Raw genomic sequence first — 23,570 nt, 5'->3', positions numbered from 1 at the left:
CTCTCCCTGATCGGCGGCGCGGCGCCCTGGCGCCGCGCCGCCTAGGCGATATCACGAACCAGTGGGTTCAAAGAAGACATCGACCCAGTAGTTGTGGTTCGAGGTCGCGTTCGGGAATCCGCTCGGGCCGTACCGGTAACGGCCGCCGTTGGCCGGCACATTGAGCGGGCCCCGCTGGACGCCGCTGGCGTGCAACGAGTTGATGCTCACCGCGTAGTGCCCCGTCGTCGTGTGGTAGGAGGCGATGTAGGTCGCGCCGGCGGTGATCGGTACGGGTTCGGCGAACCGCACGTTCTGCCAGCCGGATCCAGTCTCGTTGACGAATGTTGCCGACGTTAGTCGTACACCCGACACCGACCAGAGCGAGGCGATGTGCTGGCCGGTGTTGCCCGGTCCCTGCCAGAAGCGGATCCCGGTCACCTCGCCGTCGACGGCGGCGGTGAACGCGACCCCCACCTCGAGAGCGTCCGGGTCCGGCCAGGCCGCCACACCCGGTGTCGCCGACCCGCCGAAGATGTTCACACCGGTCGGCGGGCTGACCGGCCCGGTCGGCGACGGCGACAGACTCGGAGTCGGACTCGGCGACGGCGACGGCGACGGCGACGGCGACGGCGACAGACTCGGGGTCGGACTCGGCGACGGCGACGGCGACAGACTCGGAGTCGGACTCGGCGACGGACTCGGAGTCTGGCTCGGCGACGGCGACAGCGTGAGGGCCGGCCCGTCACCGGGCTTGAACAGCGGATCCACCCAGTAGTTGGTGTTGTGGTAGGAGTTCGTCGGGAAGCCCGGCGATCCGTAGTGGTAGACCCCGTTGCCGTTGCTCGGCGCGGTGAGCGGTCCGTTGGTCCACGGCGTGTTGAAGAAGCCCTCGTCGTAGGCGTAGTTGCCGTTGGGCGCGAAGTACGAGATGACGTACGTGGTGCCGGCGCTGACCGGGTACGGTTCGGCGAAGGCGGCGGTCTGCCAACCGAGGCCGGACTTCCGACCGAAGGTGACCTGCCGCAGTGGTGTGCCGCCGGTCGACCAGAGGGTGCCGGTGTGCGCACCGGTGTTGCCGGGCCCCTGGTAGAAGCGCAACCCGATCACCGTGCCGCTGACCGTCGGGGTGAATCTGACTCCCAACTCGACGGCGCCGTCGTCATCGGGCGCCGCCGGGTGGGCCGGCACCCCGTCGGCCGCGAAGAGCCGCAACACCGACGCGTCGAGGTCGGCGCTGAAGCTCCACTCGGTCGGAGACTCGGTCGGGTTGCCCCGGGTATCCTCGGCTGTCACGCTCGCCGTGTAGCGCTGCGCCGGCTGCAACGGCTCGTCCGGGGTGAAGGTCGCCGTCCTGGTGGAAGCATGGTAGGAGGTGTCGCCCGACACCGGGTCCCCCGCCGCGTCGCGAACCGTGAACTGGATCGAGGTCGGCGCGATCGCCTTGGAGAAGACCGCCGACAGTGGGGAGTCCAGCGGTACCCCGGTCGCGTTGTCCAGCGGGCTGGTCGTCACCACCGTGGGCGCGGCGTCCTCGTTCGCCACGAAAACCACGTCCACGTAGTAGTTGATGGCCTTGTCCTCCCAGGAGCGGGTCGGGAAGCCAGCGTCGTACTTGAGCACCCCGTTGGGAGCGCTGGGGTACGCGCGCGGCGCGGTGAGCGGGCCCGCGGCGTGGTCGGACAGGGAGAAGTAGTAGGCATCGGCCGCGTAGTGCCCGTTGGGCGCGTAGTACGAGGCGACGTACGTCGTGCCGGCCGAGACGCTCACCCGACTGCTGAAGGTCAAGGTCTGCCAGCCCTGGCTGGTCTCGTCGGTGAACGTGCCGGTCGCCAACAGGTTGCCGCCAAGGGACCAGAGACTGCCGGTGTGCGTACCGGTGTTGCCGGCGCCCTTGTAGAAGCGGATGCCGGTGACGAACCCGGTGACCTGCGGAACGAACCGCACCCCCAGTTCGAACGGGTCGCCGCTGGTGGTGAAGGTCCGCGGCACCCGCTGCCCGAACAGGGTGCTCGGTCCGGTGAGGTTGAACTGGAGGGCCGCCGAGCTGCCGATGTTGACGCTGTCATCGATCGCGCGTACCTGGACGGCCTGGGCGCCGATGCCGGCCGTGTGCAACTCGTACTCCCAGTCGGTGGTGCCGGTGGCCGGGTGCCACGTGCCGCCGCCGTCGGTGGATACCTCGACGCCGGCGACCTGCCCGCCCCCGGTGTCGGCGGCGGTGCCCCGCAGGGTGGCCTTGGCCCCGTTGGCGACCGTGGTGGTGTCCGCCGGGGAGGTGATGCTGACCGTCGGCGCCTCGGTGTCGGTGGAGACCGCGCCGGGCACGAGGTCGGTCATCAGCGTGCCGGCCGGTACGCCCATGTCCGCCAGCAAGTTGACGGTGGCCTGTTGCATGGGCCGGCTGACCGGCGCGACGGTGCCGTCGTGGTACGTGTCCAGTCCCCAGGCCCACTGGATGGTGCCGGCGGAGAAGACCAGGGCCCCGCTGGCAGCGCGGTAGAGCGTCGCGTGGTGCGTGGTGCTGCCGGGTTCCGTGGTGTTGCCGAAGTCCTGGAGGTACTCCGGGGTCTCGCCCACGGTGGTGGAGAGGCGGATCAGGCCCGGCGGCCGGAAGCCGTTGTCGAGATCCTCGTTGGACTCGTAGCCGACGATGTGCGGGGCCAGGGTGGCGGTCCCCTCGGTGGGCAGCCCGGCGTTACGCCAGAAGCGGTAGCGACCCTGCTCGGCCGGCACCCGTAGCGGCAGGTCGGTGAAGTTCGCCATGTACGCGGTGCCGATCAGCTCGTTCTCGGGACGCCCGCCGCCCTGGGCCGGGATGCTGTACCGCGGATCCCGCCAGGTGCCCGTCCACTCCGACCGGTCCTCCTCGATCCGCTCGTACGACCAGGTCTCCTTGTAGCAGACCAGGGTGCGGTACGCGGTGTCGGTGCCGTCCACGCTCGGTTCCCAGCGGGTACGCCAGTAGACGTCGTTGCCGCTGAAGAAGGCGAGGCTCACCCCGGCGTCGCGGGCCGCCTCGACATTCGCGCGCTGAGGGCCGGACCAGTACTCGTCGTGGCCGGTGGAGATGAAGGCCTTGTGGTTGCGGATCAACTCGCCACGACGGTCGGAGTCGACCCCGGTGGTGTAGCTGACGTCGTACCCGTTGCGCTCCAGGAAGCGCAGCATCGGGTACTCGTTGCTGAACAGGAAGTCCCGGCCGTGTTGCTCCTTTCGGGTGGTGAACGGCCGGTTGTAGCTGATCTTGTACGCCCGGCCGCGCAGCTGCCCCTGGTAGAAGTTGGCGCCCCCGTAGGTGTTGTACGCGTGCCAGGTGGTGTCGGAGGTCTGGAAGAACAGGTCCGAGGTGCTGGCGTCGTCGCGGACGACGAAGGTGATGTGGCTGGCGCCCTGGGTGTCCGTCCGGGTCAGCCGGGCCAGGTAGACGCCGGAGACCGCCGTGGCCGGCACGTTCCAGAACGCCGACACCGCCCAGTTGCCGCAGTCGTAGAGTTCGGTGCTCGGGTCACTGATGCACGCTGGCTGGATCTGCGGCAGCGCGACCAGCGGGGTGACCTCGCTGGTCCAGCGCGCCCCGACGCCGCCGTACCAGCCGAGCCGGTAGATGTCGACGCGGTACTCCAACGCGTCCGTCTTGATCTTGAAGTCGATCCGCTCCCCCACATTGACGCTGATGTCCGTGGCGAAGCCCTGGATGCTCTCGTCCCCCGACCCGTCGACGTCCCACACATCGCTGTGCGTGCCTTCCCTGCTGTTCTCGCAGACGATCGGATTGTCCACCGGATCGCACTGATCGATGTCGGCCACCATCCTCGACGCGCCGAGCGCCACCGATCCGCCAGTCACCACGACCGCCGCCGAACAGGCGGCTACAATTCGCCAGAATCGATTAGTCTGACCCCCACGCATGACTCACCCTCCCGTCGTCGCCCCAGCCACGACCAGGCATTTTGGCCCAGCTAACTGAGAGTGACGGTAGCGAGGCGACTCCTCGGGCTGCTCCGCCAAACGGATCGTACCGCCGAGGAAAACGACGAGACCGGGCGCTGTCCGGGCCAATTCGTGGATTATGCAATCAGCAATTTGGGCGTCGGGCTGTCGCCTATCAGGCCGCATACCACCGGGCAGTTGAGGTACGCACCGCCCGCCGTGGGTGGGTGAAGCGCCACACCGCTCCGGTCGCCCCCATCATGAACGGCAGCAGCGTGGCGAAGGTGGTGAAGCTCAGGGAGTCGAACGTGAACCCGACAGCGATCGCGATGATCTGGGTCGAGATGAGCGCCGCGCAGAAGTGTCGGTCCTCCGGTCGACTCGCCCGGCGCAGGGCGATGACCGCCAGCGCGATCGAGACCAGGTGCAGCGCCACGAGCACGGCGACCCCGACCAGCCCGCCGGTGAGCGCCTGGGCGAACCACTGGTTGTCGAGGTACTGGTACTGCGGCGATACCCAGGTGCCGATCCCCCGACCGAGCCAGGGTCGCTGAACGAAGTAGCTCTGGACCATGTCGTACCGCTCGGTCCGCGACGTCACGCTCGGATCCTCGCTGGCACCGGTGAAGAGCCCGACGACCGTGTTGATGAGTCCAGGCTTGAGGAACATCAGGGCGGCCAGCAGACCGGCGGCGGTCACCGCCATGTTGTACCGCATCCGCCCGTCCCAGACCGGCACCATGACCAGCAGCATCAGGCCGGCCGCCAGGAAACCGGTGCGGGAGACCGTGGTGGGGATCGCCGCCGCGATGACCAGGGCGAGGATCACGAAACGTTGCCGGGACTTCCGCTCGGGGGCGAACCGGGCGAAATGGATGGCGAACGGCAGGGCCATCGCCATCACCGCGCTGAACTCGATGTAGTGCAGGGTGGTGCTGGCCACCCGGACGCCGGCGCCGCGCACCTCGAAGCCGGGTACGAAGCCTTTCGGCTCAAGCCCGGGCACCATCAGATAGACGGTGACATCGGTCCAGAACACGAACTGCAACAACCCGACCAGGGCCATGAACCCGGCACACCAGACGAACACCCGGAAGACCAGCCGAAGCCGGTCCCAGTTCGGCAGCCCGTCGGCGACCACCAGCAGCACACCGGCGAACGCGGCTACGTAGAGCATCGCCCGGTCGGCGCTGTTGGCCTCCATCGTGGTCAGACCACGCAAGAAGCCCACCGCGTAGGACAGGATCGCCCAGAGCAGGTAGAGCAACACCACCCACCGAATCGGCTGCGGCCCCACCATGGACAGGCGGGGATTGCACCGGACCAGAACCCACCAGGCGGACATCAACACGGCGATGATGAGCGCCGGCCGCCCCAGGTCGGTCATGTTGGGCACGATGAGCTTCGCCGGAATCAGCATGAGCAGGCAGAGCATCAGGCCGAGCAGCACGGCGGCGTCCACCCGGGCGTACCGGCGCCGGGAGGCGTACACGCCTGTCGCGACGCTGGCCGGTTCGAGGTCCGCCGGATGCAGGAGGGACATGGTCAACGGCGGTTACCCTCGACGCCCGGCGGCGGCCACTCCGTGCGCGGCACGATGACCGTGGCGTCGGCGGAGACCGGTTCGAGCGCCCCGGAACGGTCCTCCACGCCGGTCTGGGCCGAGTTCCGGTCGGCCCAGATGGTCCGCTGGTTCATCGGTGGGGCGGTGGGCGGCGCGGGGTCGTGTCCCCGGCCGTGCTCGGTTCGGGGCGCCGCCACCTGTCGCGCTCGCCGGCGCCGAATCACGGCGTCCAGCAGCACGGTCAGTGCCGTGGTGAGCAGTACGCCGATCCCGGCGATCGCGACCAGCGCCCGCTTGACCTTCGAGGTCGACTCGGTCACGTTCTCCCCGACGGTCAACCGGAGGGTGGTGATCGTCTGCTCGGCGGCGGCACCGTAGTCGGCCTGGAGCGCGGTCACGTTCTCGCCGAAGCGCCGGACCAGTTCCTGGGTGGTCGCCGTCGCCTGCTCCCTGGTGGACGCGATGACCTCGAAGGTGACGATCGGCAGCGCCTGGTCCAGGGTGAGGGTGAAGGCGTCGGTGTACCCGGCGGCCTTGAGCGCCTCCACCACCTTCTGGTCCTGCACGGTGAGGATGGCAGCTTTGCCCAGCGAGGCGAGGCCGAGATCGAGCCACGGGTTGCGCGGTCGCGGCGCGCGGCCGTCGTACTCCTTCGGGGTGACCGAGGGCGGGACGAGTTGGACGTAGCTGGTCGCCACGTAATTCGGTTCTATCTTGACTGCGGCGAGAACGGTGGCGGCCACCGTCAGCAACAGCAATGGACCGGCGATGTACCACCGCCGGATCAGAAGTTTGGTCAGGTCCCAGAAGTCCACTACGTCCCTCTCAGCCCCAGGTACGAGGGCCGACGTTTTCCCGGACGTGACCCACCCACGCCGCCCATGCGTATCGCCCGCCCAGTGTCCAATCGGCATGCCCCTGGTGCAAGGAGGTAGCCGCCGCGCGGAGCGGGAATTAACCTCGTCGTCCAGCTCAGCGGAGGTCACGATCGTGGCCAGTCAGGAACACGACAGTCAATTGCTGCGGACTGGTTTCGTAATTGCGACAGGCCGGCGCCACCACAGGTGGCACCGGCCTGCCCGCCGATGGCCTGCCAATCAGGCGGTCGGCGTGATCTTGTAGATATGGTACGAGTGCTCGCTGGCGAAGTTGTCGGTGATCATGCCCCCGCTGATCGGCACCGTCCGGTCTTCGAAAAGCACCTGCGCCTGGTGGGCGGTCAGACCCGGCGGCAGCGTGAGCCCTTGGGTGCCGGTGCCACCGGTGCGGCCCGGCATCGCGAAGAGGTAGTACGAACCGGCGTACTCCTTGAGCATGGTGTCGAGATGGTGGTTGAAGGTCCAGACGTACGACTGGGTGTTGAGCACCGGCGCCAGGCCGGTGATCCGCTTGTTCAACTCGGTCACCGTCGGCCGCACCGCCGCCCCGCACGCGTCCCGCAGCAGATGTTGGGTGATGCACGATCCGCCGAAGCTGTGGTTGAAGTAGATGATGCCGCGGGCCTCGTTGATCAGGGAGCTCATCACGGCCCCGGCGATCTGGGGCGCCGTGATGGTCGGTGCCGACGCCTCCTGGAACGGATGGCCCAGCTCGACGAAGGCCCAGATCGGTTGACGTTTGCCGTCCAGCGCGTCGACATGGCGCATCCGCTGCATCGTCAGGCCGTAGTTGGCGGCGCGGCGGCAGGTGCTCGCGGCAACCCCGATGCTGGGACCCTCCGAGGAGGAGAGGCAGACGTTCGGGTCGGTGTACCAGTAGATGTCACTGGAGAACAGCGACGTGTAGCCGTTGACGAACTGGCTGGAGTCGCTGTCGGATTCCCAGAACATCACTCCCTTGCCGAAGTTCGCGTACCGCATCCGGCCGTCGCCGGTGGGCAGCCTCGCGGAGAGCCGTCGCAGCACGTCGAAGCCGCAGTCGAGCTTGACGCCGACACAGATCTGCCCCTCGCCCGGGTAGTTTCCGGTCCAGGTGCTGGTGCCGGGGCCGGCCCACATGTCGACCTCGTCGTTGAGCTCCCACGCCGTCGTCTCGGCACCCTGGCCCGGCACGTCGGTGTCGACGACGGCGAACATGCCGTTGTGCCGAACCAGGGACAAATCGGAGTTCGAGGTCAGTGCGACGTAGGTGTTGAGCCCGGCGCCGCGGTCCAGGTCGACGTCGTGCTGGGTGAGCACCGACTCGTACCACACACCGATCGGGAAGAAGTTGTGGTTGGTCCAACCCGCAGCGTTGGCCACCGGGAAGCTGGCGTAGTGGGCCGGACCGCCCTCCCAGGCGACCCGGGGCAGGTTCAGTGCCGGGCGAACCGGCGGGCTGGCCGTGGGTGTGACCGTCGGTGGCGGTGACGTCACCGGTGGCCTGGTGGTTGTGGGCGGCGTGGTCGGGGCAACCGGCGCGGGCGCGAAGACCACATCCACCCAGTAGTTGCTCGCCCGGTAGGTCTCGGTGGGGAAGCTCGACTCGCCGTACGCGTAGACACCCGCGCCGGAGGTGGTCATCAGCGGACCCGCGATGGCCTTCTCGGTGAAGTAGTCTTCCGACACCCGGTACCGCGTCGTGTGGTACGAGACCACGTAGACCTGGCCGGCCTTGATCGTGACCGGCGTCGGCAGCCGCACCTCCTGCCAGCCGGAACTCGTCTCGGTGGTCGAGGTCGCCGTGGCCAGTCGCTGACCTGCGGTCCACACGCTCACCGGGTGGGTGTTGCCGGAGCCCTCCGCCTTGAGGAATCGGACGGCGGTCAGCGTGCCGTTGCTGGACGAGGTGAAGCGCAGGCCCACCTCGACGGAGATGAAGTCCGGGTCGGTCGGCACGCCGGAGACGTCGAGGTTGGCGAAGAACGAGTAGGTGGTGCTCGCTGTGGCGCTGCCCCAGGCACCCAGCGCCGACGCCAGCACGATGACCACAGTCGCCGCGACTGTGGCGGTCAGGCGGCCGCGCCGCGATCGACGGGTCGGCGAAGCAGGCTGCGGGTACGCGAGACGAAGTGGAGCGACGGGGGGATTCGGGCTTTCCACGAAATGGCGCCTTTCCGGTCAGGTGTGCGCCGCCACCGGCGTAGGGTCGGCGTGAAGCCGCGATCGAGCCCGGCTCGCCGAATGCGAGCGGCAGCCGCGTTTTCGCTCGTCATTGCTGTGATTGCTAACGATGCCCGACGAGCCGCCGGGATGGTCGTCCGGCAGAATTAAGCGGCACTTAACGAGTATCCTGCCAACCCGTATCGCCCCATCAATGGCAGAAAGACGAGATTGTCTCGGGACTACCGTCGCGCGCGCACCGACTCGGGCCGCCCCCAGCCGGACCGCGCACTCCAGCCCGGTGAGCGGCGCTTCGCCTCGGCCAACAGGATGATCGCGACGTAGCAGAGCGCCGCGGGCAGCAGCCCGGGCGACCGGAGCAGCACCTGTCGCAGCCAGGACCAGGACCGCGGGCCGGGCACCGGATCCGCCACCACGCCGTACTCCGGCGACGCGGCCCGCAGGAATCGCCAGAACTCCGCGTTTCCCTCCCGGGCCCGGGCCACCCGGCGGACGAGATCCCCGGTACGTCGGGGCGCCCGCACCTGGACCACCGCCGGTATCTCCACCTTCTCATCGGCGCCGATGACCGCGTCGAGGAACATGTCGTCGGCGATGAGCTCGGGAAAGTCCTCGAAGCGCGACCGCGCCTCGGCGGAGAGCGCGATGACCCCACGGCCGAACAGCCGGTTGCGGAAGACGGGCAGCCGGGCGTTCACCGCGTAGTACGCGCGGACCGGCCAGGCGCTGCCCGAGGTGTCGATCATCGGCCGGGGCACCGCCGCGGCGATCCCGGGCCGCCCGACGGCGGCGGCGAGGTCGCGCACCAGTTCGGCCGTGAGCGGCGCGTCGGCGTCCGCGTAGATCCGCACATCGCCGTCGACCATCTGGTCGGCGGCGTTCATCGCGGCGGTCTTCGACGGTGTCGGGATCTCCAGGACGCGTACCCCGAACGAGCGGGCGACCGCGGCGGTGTCGTCGGTGCAGCCATTGGCGACCACGACCACGGTCACATTGTTTCCGGCCGATGAAGAATTGAACAGCCGACCCAGCGTGTGGGCGATTCCGTCAGCCTCATTGAAGGCTGGCATGATGACATCGATTCGCACTCCGCGATAGTGTCAGCCTATAACCCGAGCGAACAACCGGTCGATCAGCCAGGCCAGGGCCGAGAGACCGAAATACGACATCGCCGCATCCCGTTGTCGGCGCGTACGCGTCGCTAGGATCCTTTTTCGTGTCAACCGATGCGAACGGTTCCAGCTCCGGAAACCGGATCAAACTGTACGGTATTGACTTTGATCCATTTCATGAGAAGGACGTGGTCCGGCACGTCGTCGCCGAGATGACCGCAGGCCGGGGTGGGCAGATCGTCACCCCGAACGTGGACATTCTTCGCCGCGCTCGCCGCGATCAGGAGGCCCGCGCGCACGTGGAATCGGCGAGCGTGGTCGTGGCCGACGGGAAACCGTTGATCTGGGCCAGCCAGATAGCCGGAAATCCGCTGCCGGCCCGGGTTCCCGGTGCGGACCTGATCTGGAGCCTGTCGGCGGCAATGGCCGAGCAGGACCGCTCCGTCTACCTGTTCGGCGGTGCGCCGGGCACCGCCAGCCGGGCGGAGCAGGCCATGCGGGCCCGGTTTCCCGGCTTGCGCATCGCCGGGCATCTCAGCCCGCCGTTCGGGTTCGACGCCCGGCCCGACCAGTTCGAGGCTGCCTGTGCCACCGTGACGGCGACCGCGCCGGACGTCGTCTACGTCGGGTTCGGCTTCCCCAAGCAGGAGCGGGTGATCGCCCGGCTGCGCGCCCGGCTGCCCGGCACCTGGTTCCTGGGCTGCGGCGCGGCGATCGGGTTCGTGGCCGGCATCCACCGGCGGGCACCGCTGTGGATGCAGCGATCCGGCCTCGAGTGGGCGCACCGCCTGGCCAACGAACCGGCCCGGCTCGCCCGCCGCTACCTGGTCCACGACCTTCCGTTCGCGCTGGAGCTGCTGGCCGTCACCGCGCTGCGCCGGCTGCACCGCCGCGGCGACATCCGCCCGGGAGGACAGCCGTGAACCGCCCCGACGTCTGCGTCGTGATCGTCTCGTACAACACCTGCGACCTGACCCTGGGCTGCCTGCGGGAACTCGACCGCAGCCGCACCCCGGACGTCCGGTTCGACGTCGTCGTCGTCGACAACGCCTCGACCGACGGCTCGGCCGACGCGATCGCCGAAGAGTTCCCCCAGGTGCGGCTGGTACGACTGACCGAGAACGTCGGCTGGGGCCGAGGGGTGAACCGGGGGGCGGTCGCCGGCGACAGCGACTACCTCCTGCTGATCAACCCGGACACCGTACCCGTCGGTCGGCCGGTGACAGAGCTGCTGACGTTCGCCCGGCAGCGGCCGCAGCATCGCGTCTACACCGGACGGACCCTGAGCGCCGACGGCACGGACGACGGCTACTCCTGCTGGGGGCTGCCGAGCCTGTGGAGTCAGTTCACCTTCGCCACCGGCCTCTCGACGGCGTTCCCGCGCCGCCACTGGGCCAACCCGGAGGGCCTGCCGCGGTACGACCGGCGCACGGTACGTGAGGTGCCGGCGGTCTCCGGCTGTCTCCTGCTCATCGAACGTGCGCTCTTCGACCGGCTCGGCGGGTTCGATCCACAGTTCTTCCTCTACAGCGACGACATCGACCTCTGCACCCGCGCCGCCGCGCTGGGCGCGCGGCCGGTGCTCCACCCCGACGCGGCCGTGATCCATGTCGGCGGTGCCTCGTCCAGCTCCGACGGGCAGCGGCTGAAGATCCTTCGCGGCAAGGTCACCTACCTGCGGCGGCACTGGTCACCGCTGCGGTCCCGGCTCGGCGTCGGCCTGCTCGTCGCCGGTGTCGGGCTGCGGGCCGCCGGCAGACTCCTCCTCGGCGCCGGCCGGTCACGCGGCGTGAACTGGGTGGCGCTCTGGCGACAGCGCGACACCTGGACCGCCGGCTGGCCACCGGTCGACGAGCCCCGGCCGCCGGACGACCCGGACGGCCTTGGCAGCGACGTGTCCGCCGACGCCAGATCGGCCGGGTGAGTCCTTTACGGCTCAGTCCCGCCGCTAGTTCGCCCCAAATAAGGGGATATCGACGATATTGTCGGGTCGATGACCAGGTCCGCGACGCCGACATGAGGAAACTCCTCGCCGCCACGCTCGGGATCCTCTCCGCGGTCGGCGGCTTCGTGGACGTCGGCGACCTGGTCGCCGCCAGCCAGGCCGGTGCCCGGTTCGGCATGGCGCACAGCTGGGTCCTGCTGCTCGGCGTGGTGGCGATCTGCGCGTACGCCGAAATGGCCGGACGGATCGCGGCGGTGACCGGGCGGGCGGTGTTCGACCTGATCCGGGAACGGCTCGGCGCCCGGGTGGCGCTGCTCAACCTGGTGGCGTCGTACGTGGTCACCGTGGTCACCCTGGCCGCCGAGCTGGGCGGGGTGGCGCTGGCGGTACGGCTGGCCACCGGCGTGCCGTACCTGATCTGGGTGCCGGTCGCCGGGGCGGCGGTCTGGTTGGTGCTGTGGCGGATGCGCTTCCCGGTGATGGAGCGGGTGTTCGGGCTGGCCGGCCTGGCGCTGGTGGTCTTCGCCGTCGCGCTGTTCTGGCTGCCCACCGACTGGGCGGCCCTCGGCCACAGCGCGGTGAGCGGTGGACAGGCCGGGCAGGGGTGGGGAGCGTACTGGTTCGTCGCGGTGGCCCTGTTCGCCTCCACGGTCAGCCCGTACGAGGTCTTCTTCTTCTCCTCCGGCGGCGTGGAGGAACGCTGGGGCACCGCCGACCTGGCCGACGCCCGCTTCAGTGTGCTGGTCGGATTCCCGATCGGCGGGTTCCTCGCGCTGGCCCTGATCGCCACCGCGACCGTGGTGCTGCGCCCCGCCGGCCTGACGGTCACCGGCCTCGAACAGGTCGCCCATCCGGTCGTGCTGGCCTTCGGCGGCCTCGGCCTGGCGATCGCGGCGTTGGCCTTCTTCGCGGTCACCTTCGGCGCCGCGCTGGAGACCGGCCTGTCCGCCGCGTACGCCGCCGCGCAGTACTTCGGCTGGCAGTGGGGCAAGCGGGTCAGCCCGCGCGAGGCCACCCGGTTCCACACCGTGCTGCTGGTCAGCGTGCTGCTCGGGGTGCTCCTGCTGCTCACCGCGATCGACCCGGTGGCGCTCACCGAGTACATGCTGATCATCAGCGCGGTGGCGCTGCCCCTGACGTACCTGCCGATCCTGGTGGTCGCCAACGACCGCACGTACCTCGGCGACCGGGTCAACGGACCGTGGCTCAACACGCTGGCCGCCGCGCTGCTGCTGGTCATCCTGGCGGCGTCGATCGTCGCCATACCGCTGGCCATCGGCACGAGAATGGGGCAGTGAGGATCGAGGTGAGCCGCCAATTGCTCGACCGCCAACTCGTCGACGTGCAGGGCCGGCTGATCGGCAAGGTCGACGACGTGGAGTTCGCGATCGACCCGGAGGGCAGGCCGTATCTGGGGACGCTGCTCACCGGGCCGGGCGCGCTCGGGCTGCGGGTCGGCGGCCGGCTCGGCCGGATGATGGCGCTGGCGGCCGAGCGGTTCGTCACGGACCGGCCGATGGCGCCGCTGCGCATCCCGTACCCGTTGGTCGCGCGGATCGACAGCGCCGTGTGGCTGCGGGTACGCGCCGAGGAACTACCCGCCCCACCCGTGGAGCAGTGGCTGCGCCGCCACCTGATCGACCGCATCCCGGGAGCCGGCCGTGCGGGCGGGTGAACTGCTGGGTCGGACCGCGTACGACGAACGGGGGCGACGGCTGGGCCGGGTGGTGGACCTGGTCGTCCGCGGTACGCCCGGCGGACCGCTGCGCCTGACCGACCTGGTCGTCACCCGGCACTGGTACGGCCGGCTGAGCGGGCGGCTGATCGGCCCGGAGCTGCACCCCTCCGGCCCGTGGGCGCTGCGCGCCGCCGCCCGGCTGCTCGGCCGCAGCACCATCCAGGTGCCGATGCACCGGATCCGGCTCGACCCGCCGCTGCCCGAGTGGCCCAGGTCCGGCTCGCCGTCCAACCGGCCCGGGCCCGACTCGCCGCCGACAGGCTGAGCCGGCGCAGAGCCATGACGTGCGAGAGAATCAGCGGCTGCCGTCCAGCACGGTCCGGGCATCGCCGGTCGCCGGATCCGGTGCCGCCGGCCCATCCTGGTCGGCTTCGCTCGGCGCGGCGGCACGACTGAGCCGTACGCCGGAGATGGCCCGGTCGTCGACGTGGGTGACCTCCAGCCGCCACTCGTCGACGGTGACGTGTTCGCCGCGCCCGGGAAGCCGGCCGAGAACGGCGAGCACCAGCCCGGCCACCGTGGTGTAGTCGCCCTCCGGTCGGCCCGGCAGGTCGACGCCGACGTCGATCAGGTCGTGCACCGGGAAGGTGCCGGGCAGCAGCAGCGAACCGTCCGGCTCGGTGCGCACCTCGCGGACGTCCCGGTCGGTCTCGTCGTAGATCTCCCCGACGATCTCCTCCAGGATGTCCTCCAGGGTGACGATGCCGTCGACCGCGCCGCGCTCGTCCACCACCAGGGCCATGTGCTGGCGTTCGGCCTTGAACCGGCGCAGCGCGTCCACCACCGGCACCGAGTCCGGCAGCAGCATCGGCGGCCGGGCGTACTCGTCGACCGCCTGGTCGTCGCGTACGCCGACCAGGTCCCGCAGGTGGATGACGCCGACCGCCTCGTCCAGGCCGCCGTGGCGGACCACCGGCGCGCGAGAGTGCCCGGAGGCGGCCAGCACGAGCCGGGCGGCCTCGGCGGGGGTGCCGCTGTCCAGGCAGAAGACCTGGAGCCGGGGCACCAGCACCGCCCGCAGCTTCCGCTCGGCGATCTCCACCGCGCCGGCGATGATGGTCTGCTGCTCCTTGGTGAAGCCGTGGTTGCCGGCGACGATGTCACGTAGTTCGTCGGGGCTGATCTCGTCCGGCTCGGGCTTCGGGTTCAGGCCGACCATCCGCACCACCAGGTCGCTGGTGGCGCTCAACGCCCAGACCGCCGGCCGGGCGAGCGCGGCGAGCAGGTCCAGCGGGCGGGCGACCAGCAGCGCCCACCGCTCCGGGACCTGCATCGCGATCCGCTTCGGGGCCAGCTCGCCGAAGACCAGGGTGACGAAGGTCAACGCCAGCGTGACCAGCACGACGGCCGCCGGTTCGGCGGCCCGGCCGAACACGTCGGCCAGCAACGGCACCAGCGGCCGGGCGAGGGACACCGCGGCGGCCGCCGCGGCGAGGAAGCCGGCCAGGGTGATGCCGATCTGGATGGTGGCCAGGAAACGGTTGGGGTCCCGAGCCAGCCGGGCCAGCACCCGACCGGTGCGGCCCGTGCGCTCCAGTCGCTGCACCTGGCTGTCGCGCAGCGACACCAGCGCCAGTTCACTGCCCGCGAAGATCGCGTTCACCACGATCAGGACTCCGACCAGGGCCAGCTGGCTCCAGTAGTTCTGCACGCCCGGCTCTCCCTCGCTGGACCGCGCCCCGTGGCGCCGCCGGCGGCCTTCCGTCGACGTAGCGGTGCCTATGCCCACTCGCCACGGCGGTGAATCCTCTCCCGACCGTGGTGCGGCGCGACCGCGCCGTGCCCGCCGACCCGCCGGTCGAAGGGGCCGGTCAGCCGGGCAGTTCGAGGAGGTACTCGTCGACCTCGTGGCCGCGGCCCGGGGCGTACGCCCGGTCGGTGCCGCGCACCACGAACCCGCACTTGCGCAGCACCGCCAGCGAGGCGGCGTTGTCGACCGCCGCCCGCGCGAACAACGGCCGACGGGTCACCTCGCGCAGCAGGGCGGCGAGCGAGCGGCTGGCGTACCCCCGGCCCCACCGGGGCCGGTCGATCCAGTAGCTGACCTCGGTCCGACCGGCCGCGGGAAACGCCAGCACGTGCCCGACCACCTCGCCGTCCACGGTCACGGTGCGGGCCACGATCCCCGGATCGGTCAGGATGCGCGCCCAGTGTGCGGCGAACGCCCGCCGGTCGGTCGGGTCCGGCGCCCCGAAGGCGGCCATCCGGTTGGCCGCCGGGTCGAGTTGATGGGCGAAGAACTCCAGCAGGTCGTCCTCGCCGACCGGGCGCAGCCGCAGGTCGTCGGTCACCGCCCGACGATACGTGTCCGGGTAATGCTCCGGGCCCGGCGGCTGGTGGTGCAACGCTGATTCCCGGGCGTCCCCTGCGGTGCGCGGGGGCGCGCTGAGCAAGCGCCGCGCGGTTGCCGCGGGGCGTCGATGCCGGCCCAACGGTCGTCGTCGGCGCCGCCGTCGGGTGCCGGGGGCGGGGACACCCTTGGCCGGGTCGTTGGTCCCGGGTCATGCGGGCGGATCGCCTCTGCCGGGCGGCGCCGGCCTCGGCGAGGCTGGTGACATAGCGGGCGTGCCGTAGGGGCGGGCCGGGCGGAGAGGGCGGAGCGGACGGTGGCCGGACAGGTCGCAGGCGGCAACGTAGCCACGGAGATCACCCCGGCGGCGCGGCCGAGCGCCGGGCTCAGTTCCGCCGAGGCCGCCCACCGGCTGCGCGTCGACGGGCCGAACGTCGCGGCCGCGCCGCCCCGCCGGCACCTGGCCGGTCGGATCCTGCGCCAGCTCACCGACCCCCTGGTCGCCCTCCTGCTGGCCGCCGCGGTGGTCACCACCGCGCTGCGGGACTACCCCGACACGGCGGTGATCCTGCTCGTCGTCGCGGTCAACACCGCGATCGGGGTGGTCCAGGAGGTACGCGCCGACCAGGCCATCGCCGCGCTCGACCAGCTCGCCGCGCCGACCGCCCGGGTGGTGCGCGACGGTCACGACGTGGTGCTGCCCGCCGCCGAGCTGGTGCGGGGCGACCTGGTCCGGCTCGAGGCCGGTGACGTGGTGCCGGCCGACCTGTTGCTGGACGACGCGAACCGGCTGCACCTGGACGAGTCGGCGTTGACCGGCGAGTCGGTGCCGGTGACGCGCGAGGTCGGCGACCAGGTCAGCGCCGGCACGGTGGTGAGCACCGGTCGGGCCGCCGGCACGGTGCTGCGGACCGGCCCGGCGAGCGCACTGGGCCGGATCGCCACCCTGGCGGCCACCACCCGACCGGCCGCCACACCGCTGCAACGCCGCCTCACCTCCCTCGGCCGGCTCCTCGGCCTGGTCGCCGTGTTCCTCTCCGGGCTGGTTTTCGCCGTCGGCGTGCTCGGCGGGCAGCCGGTGGTGGAGATGGCGGTCACCGCGGTGAGCCTGGTGGTGGCCGCCGTGCCGGAGTCGCTGCCCGCGGTCGTCACGTTGGCCCTGGCGCTCGGCGCGCGCCGGATGGCCGCTGCCCGGGCGATCCCCCGCCGGCTGCACGCCGTGGAGACGCTCGGCTCGGTCACCGTGATCGCCTCGGACAAGACCGGCACCCTCACCGAGGGGCGGATGGCCGTGCAGCAGGCGGTCACCGCCGACGGCGCCCGGTTCGGGATCACCGGGAACGGCTACGCCCCGTCCGGCGCGGTGCACCGGGACGGCGTCCCGGTGACCGCGCCGGACGAGTTGCGCCGGTTGGCCCGGGCCGGACTGCTGTGCAACGACGCGACCCTGGCCCCGCCGTCCGACGACCGGCCACGGTGGGACGCCGTCGGCGATCCGCTGGAGGCCGCGCTGGTGGCCTTCGCCGCCCGGTGCGGCCTGGATCCCCAGGCCACCCGCCGGGCCTGGCCGCGGATCACGGAACACCCCTTCGACCAGCAGCTACGCCGGATGACCACGGTGCACCGCAGCTGCGACGGCCACTACCTGGTGGTCTGCAAGGGTGCGCCGGAGAGCGTGCTCACCGCCCCGCTGCTCGACGCCACCACCGACGAGGTGGCCGCGCTGACCGCCGCCGCACACCGGGTGGCCGCCGACGGGCTGCGGGTGCTCGCGCTGGCGGCGGGCCTGGTCGACGCCCCGCCCGCCGACCCCGCCCACCCGCGGGCACTGCGCCCCCTGGGACTGGTCGCGGTGGGTGATCCGCTGCGCGCCGCTGCGTCGGACACCGCCGACGGCCTGGCCGACGCCGGCGTCCGGCTGGTGCTGGTCACCGGCGACCACCCGGCCACCGCGGCGACCATCGCCGGCCGGCTCGGTCTGTGGCAGGAGGGCGACCCGGTGGTACGCGGCGACGCCGGCGATCCCGCCGACGCGCCCCCGGCCGCGCGGGTGTTCGCGCGTACCCAGCCCGAGCAGAAGCTCGACATCATCGCCGGGTTGCAGTCGCAGGGGCACGTGGTGGCGATGACCGGCGACGGGGTCAACGACGCCCCGGCGCTGCGGCGGGCCGACATCGGCGTGGCCATGGGTGGCGGTACCGAGGTGGCCCGGCAGGCAGCCGACCTGGTCCTGGTCGACGACGAGTTGTCGACCGTGACCACCGCGATCGGCGAGGGCCGGCGGATCTACGACAACATCCGCCGCTTCCTGCGCTACGCCCTCGCCGGCGGGGTGGCCGAGATCGCGGTGATGTTGCTCGGTCCGCTGCTCGGGTTGGCGGTGCCGTTGCTGCCGGCGCAGATCCTCTGGATCAACCTGCTCACCCACGGCGTGCCGGGGGTCGCCCTGGGCGCCGAGCCGGCCGAACCCGGCACGCTGCACCGGGCACCGCGCTCGCCCCGGGAGTCGGTGCTCGGTGCGGGACTGGGCCGGCAGATCCTGGTCACCGGGGCGTTGATCTCGGCGGTGACGCTCGGCGCGGGCCTGCTCGCCGCCCACCGGGACCGGCCCTGGCAGTCGGTGGTCTTCGTGGTGCTCGGCCTGGCCCAGCTCGGCGTGGCGCTGGCGGTCCGCACACCACGCTCGGGCGGCCGCCGAGGCAATCCGGCCCTGCCGCTGGCCGTGGCCGCCTCCGCGCTGCTCCAGGTGGCCGGGGTGCTGCTGCCGCCGCTGCGAGGGCTGCTCGGCACCGAGGCGCTCGGTGCCGTGGAGTTGCTCGCCTGCATGGCGGTGAGTGCTCTGCCGGGCCTGGTCCTAGGGTTGACCAGGCGGTTCACAGACCGGAAACGGCGGTGCGCGTCCGCGGCGCCGTCCGGTGGTTCAGGCTGACAGCCGACGAGGAGGAGACGATGACCAGCGACATGGCTGCCCCCGTCGTGGTGGGTGTGGACGGTTCCGAGATCGCCTTGCAGGCCGTACGGGCCGCCGCCCGCGAGGCCGCCACCCGGCGTCTCCCACTGCGGATCGTGCACGCGTTCATCTGGCCGTTGATGCGGGTGCCGCTGGGCCCGGCGCCCGGGGCACCCGCCGACGGTGGCCTGCGCAACCAGGCGCAGCGCTACGTCGACGAGGCGGTGGCCGAGGCGGGCAAGGCGGCGCCGGAGGTGACGGTCGACGGCGCGGTGGTCGAGGGCGCGGCCAGCGGGGTCCTGCTCGCGGAATCCCGCGCCGCCGCGCTGGTCGTGCTCGGCAGCCGGGGCCTGGGCGGCTTCGCCGGCCTCCTGCTCGGCTCGACGGCCGTGCAGGTCAGCGCCCACGCCGACTGCCCGGTGCTGGTGGTACGCGGTGAGCCGCCGGCGAACGGCCCGGTGGTCGTCGGCGTCGACGGCTCGGAACTCTCCCGGCAGGCGGTCGGTTTCGCGTTCGAGGAGGCGGCCCGGCGTGACACGGAACTGGTCGCGGTGCACGCCTGGCTCTATCCGACCCCGGCTGGTCCCGGCGACATCCTGCCGCTGGTCTACGACCTGGACGCCTTCCGGGAACAGGAGGAGCGCGTCCTCGCCGAATCGGTGGCCGAGTGGTCCGAGCGCCATCCGGAGGTGACTGTGCGGCAGCGGCTGGTCCGCGGCTCGCCGGGCCGGGCGCTGGTGGAGCAGTCCCGCACCGCGCAACTGGTGGTGGTCGGCGCGCGCGGGCGGGGCCCACTGGGCGGGCTGCTGCTCGGCTCGGTCAGCCACGCGGTGCTGCACCACGCCGAGTCACCGGTGGCGATCGTCCGCAAGCCGCGTACGGTCTGAGGGCAACGTGTGAGACGGATCTCTGGGAGGAGGCCGATGAACCGACCTGTCGTGGTGGGAGTGGACGGATCACCACCGAGCCTGGTCGCCGCCGAGCAGGCCGCGCAGGCAGCGGTGTGGCGCTCCCGCCCGCTGCACCTGGTGCACGGCTATCTGCACCCGCTCGGCTACGGGGTGGCGATCAACCCGTACGACGTGGGGTTGCCGATGCCCACGGAGGACGGCCGCAAGATGCTCGAACAGACCGCCGCCGAGCTGGTCGACCGGTGGCCGGGGTTGAGCGTCGAGGTGCGGCAGGTGGCCGGTGGCCCGGGCGCCACCCTGGTCGAGGAGTCCCGGCGGGCGGAGCTGGTCGTGGTGGGCAGCCGGGGTCTGGGCGGCTTCGCCGGCCTGCTGCTCGGCTCGGTCGGCACCCAGGTGGCCGCGCACGGCCACTGCCCGGTGCTGGTGGTCCGGCCGCCCGACGGCCCGATCCCCACCGAGGGGCCGGTCCTGGTCGCGGTGGACGGGTCGGAGCCGGCCGAACTCGCCGTCGGGTACGGCGCGGACGAGGCCACCCGGCGCGGCACCGAGCTGGTGCTGGTGCACGTCGCCGACGAACGCGACACCGACGAGCGCAGCGCGGCCGAGGCGCTGCTGGCCACGGCGGCCGCCGCCGCCCGGGGCAGCCACCCGGGCCTGACCGTGGCCGAGCGCCTGGTCACCGCGGCAAAACCCGACCAGGCGCTGATCGAGGCGTCCGCGACGGCCGTGCTGCTGGTGGCCGGCTCCCGTGGCCGGGGCGGTTTCGCCGGGCTGCTGCTCGGCTCGGTCAGTCAGGCGCTGGTGCAGCACGCCCGATGCCCGGTGCTCGTCGCCCACCCGCACGGGCACGCGGCGTGAGAAGCGACCGCCGCCCCGGGCCCGGGGCGGCGGTCGTTCCGGTGCCTCAGTGATCGTCTCGAAGCGGCGGCTGCTTCTCGGATCAGGTGTCCCCGCCGCCGCGCAGCAGCTGCTCGAAGTCGGTGGTGAGGGTGAACGGGTCGACCGGCCCACTCGACGCCGGCCGCCGGTGGACCTGCTCGGCCAGTTCCCGGGCGGCCCGGCCGATCCGAGCCCGCAGCGCGCTCTCCACCGTGCCGCCGGACCAGTCCTCCGGCGCGGCGAAGACCGCCGTCGGCAGCGCCACCGCCCGCAGGTAGGTGAACATCGGGCGGACGGCGTGTTCCAGGGCCAGGGAGTGGCGGGCGGTGCCGCCGGTGGCGCCGAGCAGCACCGGCCGGCCGGTCAACGCCTCGGCGTCGACCAGGTCGAAGAAGGACTTGAACAGCCCGCTGTACGAGGCGTTGAAGATCGGGGTGACGGCGATCAGCCCGTCGGCGCCGGTGACCTGCTCCAACGCCTGTCGCAGCGGCTCTGACGGAAAGCCGGTGAGCAGGTGGTTGACGATGTCGTGGGCGTGCTCGCGCAGCTCGACCGGGCGCAGCTCGACCGTGTCGCCGCGCCCGACCAGCTCGTCGCGGGTGGCGACGGCGAGCTGGTCGGCGAGCAGCCGGGTCGACGAGGGCTGGCTGAGTCCCGCCGACACCACGGCCAGGGTTCGCGAGGTCACCGGTCAACCTCCGCGCCGGTCCCGGCCAGGGTGTCGCCGCTCTGCGCCGCCCGCTCGGCGGCGGCCCGCAGCGACGCGTGCGTCGGCGCCGGCGGTACGTGCGCCGGCCGGAGCGAGTCGAACTCCTTGCGCAGCACCGGCACGACCTCCTCGCCGAGGATGTCGAGCTGCTCCAGCACGGTCTTCAGCGGCAGCCCGGCGTGGTCCATGAGGAACAGCTGCCGCTGGTAGTCGCCGACGTAGTCGCGGAAGCCGAGGGTGCGGTCGATGACCTGCTGCGGGCTGCCCACGGTCAGCGGGGTCTGCGAGGTGAACTCCTCCAGCGACGGACCGTGCCCGTAGACCGGCGCGTTGTCGAAGTAGGGGCGGAACTCGCGTACCGCGTCCTGGGAGTTGCGCCGCATGAACACCTGGCCGCCGAGGCCGACGATGGCCTGGTCGGCGGAGCCGTGGCCGTAGTGCTCGAAACGCTGCCGGTACAGGTCCACCATCCGGCGGGTGTGCTCGGCGGGCCAGAAGATGTGGTTGGCGAAGAAACCGTCGCCGTAGTACGCGGCCTGCTCGGCGATCTCCGGGCTGCGGATCGAGCCGTGCCAGACGAACGGCGGGACGTCGTCGAGCGGACGCGGCGTCGAGGTGAACGACTGCAACGGGGTGCGGAAGCGGCCCTTCCAGTCGACCACGTCCTCGCGCCAGAGCCGGCGCAGCAGGTCGTAGTTCTCGATGGCGAGCGGGATGCCGTTGCGGATGTCCTGGCCGAACCACGGGTAGACCGGGCCGGTGTTGCCGCGGCCCATCATCAGGTCGACCCGGCCGTCGGCAAGGTGCTGCAGCATCGCGTAGTCCTCGGCGATCTTCACCGGGTCGTTGGTGGTGATCAGCGTGGTCGCGGTGGAGAGCAGCAGCCGCTCGGTGCGGGCGGCGATGTAGCCCAGCATCGTGGTGGGCGAGGAGGGCACGAACGGCCGGTTGTGGTGCTCGCCGGTGGCGAAGACGTCGAGACCGACCTCCTCGGCCTTGAGCGCGATGGTCACCATCGCCTTGATCCGCTCGCCCTCGGTCGGTTCGCGACCGTTGGTCGGATCGACCGTGACGTCGCCGACGGTGAAGACACCGAACTGCATGAGGCCCTCCTTGGGTGGCGGCCGGAACCTCGGCTGGCCCGGACGACCCGCACAACATACTTGACGAGTCAACTATTCCGGCGGGTGCCAGACCCTCAGTAATTCGATCACGATCCGTCCGGCCGGTGCCACCCTGGGCAACCCCGGGCCGCTCGGCCGGTCACACGCTGGCCAGCTGCCCCGCGTGGCGGCCCTCGGCGAACTCCTCGACCAACTTGTCGCAGAACGCCGGCAGGTCGTCCGGCTTGCGGCTGGTCACCAGGCCGTTGTCGACCTGAACCGGCTGGTCGACCCAGTTCCCGCCGGCATTGCGGATGTCGGTCCGCAGGCTCGGGAACGAGGTGACCGTCCGGCCCTTGACCATCCCGGTCTCCACCAACGACCACGGGCCGTGGCAGATCGCCGCCACCGGCTTCTCCTGCGCGAAGAACGCTGTGACGAACGCCATCGCGTCGGGATTCATCCGGAGCCGGTCCGGATTGACCGTGCCGCCCGGCAGCACGAGGCCGTCGTACTCGCTCGCGTCGGCCTGGTCCACCGTGCGGTCCACGGGATGCTTCCCGGCGGGACTGATGTCCTGGTTCATGGCCTGGATCTCGCCCGGCTTGAGGGAGATCAGGTGGACCTCTGCGCCCGCCTGCTCCGCGGCGGACCTCGACTGGGTGTACTCGATCTCTTCCACTCCGTCGGTGGCGAGGATCGCGACCCGCTTCCCGGTCAGTGGTTGCTGGGTGTCAGCCATGGTTCGGCTCCCTTCCCGGCACCGCCCCTGTCTGCGGCGCACTGGCTCGGTACAGTTCGCGTACCCGGTGCCACTTCCGGCAAACCGTCGCACGTCACCCGCCTGGTGAGAGACAATCCCACGATTGGGCAGCCCTTCCGTATGACCAGTTCGTTGCGCTCGCCGCGCCTGCGGCAACGTCGGAAGGACGACCTGGAGCGGTGCGTGGCGGTGTTGCGCGAGGTGCACGACGCGGACGGCTACCCGCTTACTTGGCCGGCCGACCCGGCACGCTGGCTGACCCCGGCCGGGCTTCTGGACGCCTGGGTCGCCATGGACGGGCACGGCGCCATCCTGGGTCATGTCCTCCTGGCGCGGACCGAACAGGCCGCCGGCCCGGTGGCCGAGGTCGGCCGCCTCTTCGTGGCACCACAGGCGCGCCGGCAGGCGGTCGGCCGGCGGCTTGTCGAGCACGCCCTGATTGTCGCGGACGACCAACGGATGCCGCTCGTCCTGGAGGTCGTCGACGGCGACAGCGCGGCGTCGGCGATGTACGAGGCGACCGGCTGGCGACTCACCCACATCAGCACGGCGGACTGGACCGGCCCGAACGGCGAGGCGGTCCGCCTCCGCCACTACCGGAGTCCGATCGGCTCAGCCGACGCGTAGGCCCGTGACTGCCTTGCCTACCTGCT

19 protein-coding genes are annotated in these 23,570 nt (G+C 71.4%); 9 read left to right on the top strand and 10 right to left on the bottom strand.

The features are described 5' to 3' along the window. Window positions 1–51: 51 nt before the first annotated feature. The 5 genes from IEY61_RS14395 to IEY61_RS14375 form a co-directional block, all read right to left on the bottom strand. Window positions 52–3,828 (bottom strand): DUF4082 domain-containing protein, encoded by a 3,777-nt coding sequence (locus IEY61_RS14395; protein ID WP_229705896.1) that lies wholly within the window; start codon window positions 3,826–3,828, stop codon window positions 52–54. Between the two features lie 259 nt (window positions 3,829–4,087). After that, the gene (locus IEY61_RS14390; RefSeq protein ID WP_373293159.1) at window positions 4,088–5,455 is read right to left on the bottom strand and encodes an O-antigen ligase family protein; all 1,368 of its coding nucleotides are present in this window, start codon (window positions 5,453–5,455) and stop codon (window positions 4,088–4,090) included. Between the two features lie 2 nt (window positions 5,456–5,457). Then, window positions 5,458–6,291, bottom strand: coding sequence for a GumC domain-containing protein (locus tag IEY61_RS14385; protein WP_189044379.1), 834 nt, complete (start codon window positions 6,289–6,291; stop codon window positions 5,458–5,460). A 282-nt stretch (window positions 6,292–6,573) separates the two neighbouring features. Then, entirely contained in the window at window positions 6,574–8,385 is a 1,812-nt protein-coding gene (locus IEY61_RS14380; protein WP_189044378.1) for a DUF4082 domain-containing protein, read from the bottom strand. A gap of 353 nt (window positions 8,386–8,738) precedes the next feature. Beyond that, window positions 8,739–9,587, bottom strand: coding sequence for a glycosyltransferase (locus IEY61_RS14375; protein WP_189044377.1), 849 nt, complete (start codon window positions 9,585–9,587; stop codon window positions 8,739–8,741). 146 nt (window positions 9,588–9,733) lie between these two features. Here IEY61_RS14375 and IEY61_RS14370 point away from each other — a divergent pair, with 146 nt between their 5' ends. The 5 genes from IEY61_RS14370 (at window position 9,734) to IEY61_RS14350 (ending at window position 13,577) form a co-directional block, all read left to right on the top strand. Next, window positions 9,734–10,552 (top strand): WecB/TagA/CpsF family glycosyltransferase, encoded by an 819-nt coding sequence (locus IEY61_RS14370; RefSeq protein WP_505820371.1) that lies wholly within the window; start codon window positions 9,734–9,736, stop codon window positions 10,550–10,552. Beyond that, entirely contained in the window at window positions 10,549–11,553 is a 1,005-nt protein-coding gene (locus tag IEY61_RS14365) for a glycosyltransferase family 2 protein (RefSeq protein ID WP_189044375.1), read from the top strand. The genes IEY61_RS14370 and IEY61_RS14365 overlap by 4 nt, the downstream gene beginning before the upstream one ends. Before the next feature lie 92 nt (window positions 11,554–11,645). Further along, on the top strand, window positions 11,646–12,872 hold the full coding sequence (locus IEY61_RS14360) for an NRAMP family divalent metal transporter (protein ID WP_189044374.1): 1,227 nt from the start codon (window positions 11,646–11,648) through the stop codon (window positions 12,870–12,872). Window positions 12,873–12,880: 8 nt separating this feature from the next. Then, the gene (locus tag IEY61_RS14355) at window positions 12,881–13,249 is read left to right on the top strand and encodes a hypothetical protein (RefSeq protein ID WP_229705894.1); all 369 of its coding nucleotides are present in this window, start codon (window positions 12,881–12,883) and stop codon (window positions 13,247–13,249) included. After that, window positions 13,236–13,577: a PRC-barrel domain-containing protein gene (locus tag IEY61_RS14350; protein ID WP_189044372.1), complete on the top strand. Its 342-nt coding sequence runs from the start codon at window positions 13,236–13,238 to the stop codon at window positions 13,575–13,577. Before IEY61_RS14355 ends, IEY61_RS14350 begins: the two co-directional genes overlap by 14 nt. A gap of 30 nt (window positions 13,578–13,607) precedes the next feature. Here IEY61_RS14350 and IEY61_RS14345 read toward each other — a convergent pair whose 3' ends face one another. Together IEY61_RS14345 and IEY61_RS14340 are read right to left on the bottom strand one after the other, a co-directional pair. Beyond that, a complete protein-coding gene (locus tag IEY61_RS14345) occupies window positions 13,608–14,963 on the bottom strand; it encodes a hemolysin family protein (protein ID WP_189044371.1) in 1,356 nt (451 codons plus the stop codon). A 160-nt stretch (window positions 14,964–15,123) separates the two neighbouring features. After that, window positions 15,124–15,603, bottom strand: coding sequence for a GNAT family N-acetyltransferase (locus tag IEY61_RS14340; RefSeq protein ID WP_189044370.1), 480 nt, complete (start codon window positions 15,601–15,603; stop codon window positions 15,124–15,126). A 315-nt stretch (window positions 15,604–15,918) separates the two neighbouring features. Here IEY61_RS14340 and IEY61_RS14335 point away from each other — a divergent pair, with 315 nt between their 5' ends. Genes IEY61_RS14335 through IEY61_RS14325 form a run of 3 tightly spaced genes read left to right on the top strand, consistent with a single transcriptional unit; the run spans window position 15,919 to window position 20,321 of the window. Beyond that, the gene (locus tag IEY61_RS14335) at window positions 15,919–18,531 is read left to right on the top strand and encodes a cation-translocating P-type ATPase (protein WP_189044369.1); all 2,613 of its coding nucleotides are present in this window, start codon (window positions 15,919–15,921) and stop codon (window positions 18,529–18,531) included. A gap of 20 nt (window positions 18,532–18,551) precedes the next feature. Next, window positions 18,552–19,439, top strand: coding sequence for a universal stress protein (locus tag IEY61_RS14330; RefSeq protein WP_189044368.1), 888 nt, complete (start codon window positions 18,552–18,554; stop codon window positions 19,437–19,439). Window positions 19,440–19,475: 36 nt separating this feature from the next. Continuing rightward, window positions 19,476–20,321, top strand: a complete 846-nt coding sequence (locus IEY61_RS14325) for a universal stress protein (protein ID WP_189044366.1) — start codon at window positions 19,476–19,478, stop codon at window positions 20,319–20,321. An 82-nt stretch (window positions 20,322–20,403) separates the two neighbouring features. Here the strand turns inward: IEY61_RS14325 and IEY61_RS14320 are convergent, their stop codons facing one another. The 3 genes from IEY61_RS14320 to IEY61_RS14310 form a co-directional block, all read right to left on the bottom strand. Beyond that, window positions 20,404–21,030: an FMN reductase gene (locus tag IEY61_RS14320; protein WP_189044364.1), complete on the bottom strand. Its 627-nt coding sequence runs from the start codon at window positions 21,028–21,030 to the stop codon at window positions 20,404–20,406. Further along, the gene (locus tag IEY61_RS14315; RefSeq protein ID WP_189044362.1) at window positions 21,027–22,154 is read right to left on the bottom strand and encodes an LLM class flavin-dependent oxidoreductase; all 1,128 of its coding nucleotides are present in this window, start codon (window positions 22,152–22,154) and stop codon (window positions 21,027–21,029) included. The genes IEY61_RS14320 and IEY61_RS14315 overlap by 4 nt, the downstream gene beginning before the upstream one ends. Window positions 22,155–22,314: 160 nt before the next feature. Further along, a complete protein-coding gene (locus tag IEY61_RS14310) occupies window positions 22,315–22,896 on the bottom strand; it encodes a type 1 glutamine amidotransferase domain-containing protein (protein ID WP_189044361.1) in 582 nt (193 codons plus the stop codon). Window positions 22,897–23,037: 141 nt separating this feature from the next. On the opposite strand from IEY61_RS14310, the gene IEY61_RS14305 reads away from it, so the two are divergent. Then, window positions 23,038–23,544 carry a GNAT family N-acetyltransferase gene (locus IEY61_RS14305; RefSeq protein WP_189044360.1) on the top strand — a complete coding sequence of 169 codons (507 nt, stop codon included), beginning with the start codon at window positions 23,038–23,040 and terminating at the stop codon, window positions 23,542–23,544. Window positions 23,545–23,570: the final 26 nt, after the last annotated feature.

The sequence above is a fragment of the Micromonospora sonchi genome, assembly GCF_014646235.1.
Lineage (GTDB): Bacteria > Actinomycetota > Actinomycetes > Mycobacteriales > Micromonosporaceae > Micromonospora > Micromonospora sonchi.
Note: the sequence above shows the minus strand (reverse complement) of the source record. Positions and strands in the feature narration are given on the sequence as shown.

Coding starts and splice junctions, on each gene's coding strand:
- IEY61_RS14390 (WP_373293159.1), bottom strand. CDS start 5,455: ATGTCCCTCCTGCATCCGGCGGACCTCGAACCGGCCAGCGTCGCGACA.
- IEY61_RS14375 (WP_189044377.1), bottom strand. CDS start 9,587: ATGCCAGCCTTCAATGAGGCTGACGGAATCGCCCACACGCTGGGTCGG.
- IEY61_RS14360 (WP_189044374.1), top strand. CDS start 11,646: ATGAGGAAACTCCTCGCCGCCACGCTCGGGATCCTCTCCGCGGTCGGC.
- IEY61_RS14330 (WP_189044368.1), top strand. CDS start 18,552: ATGACCAGCGACATGGCTGCCCCCGTCGTGGTGGGTGTGGACGGTTCC.
- IEY61_RS14325 (WP_189044366.1), top strand. CDS start 19,476: ATGAACCGACCTGTCGTGGTGGGAGTGGACGGATCACCACCGAGCCTG.
- IEY61_RS14315 (WP_189044362.1), bottom strand. CDS start 22,154: ATGCAGTTCGGTGTCTTCACCGTCGGCGACGTCACGGTCGATCCGACC.
- IEY61_RS14310 (WP_189044361.1), bottom strand. CDS start 22,896: ATGGCTGACACCCAGCAACCACTGACCGGGAAGCGGGTCGCGATCCTC.
- IEY61_RS14305 (WP_189044360.1), top strand. CDS start 23,038: ATGACCAGTTCGTTGCGCTCGCCGCGCCTGCGGCAACGTCGGAAGGAC.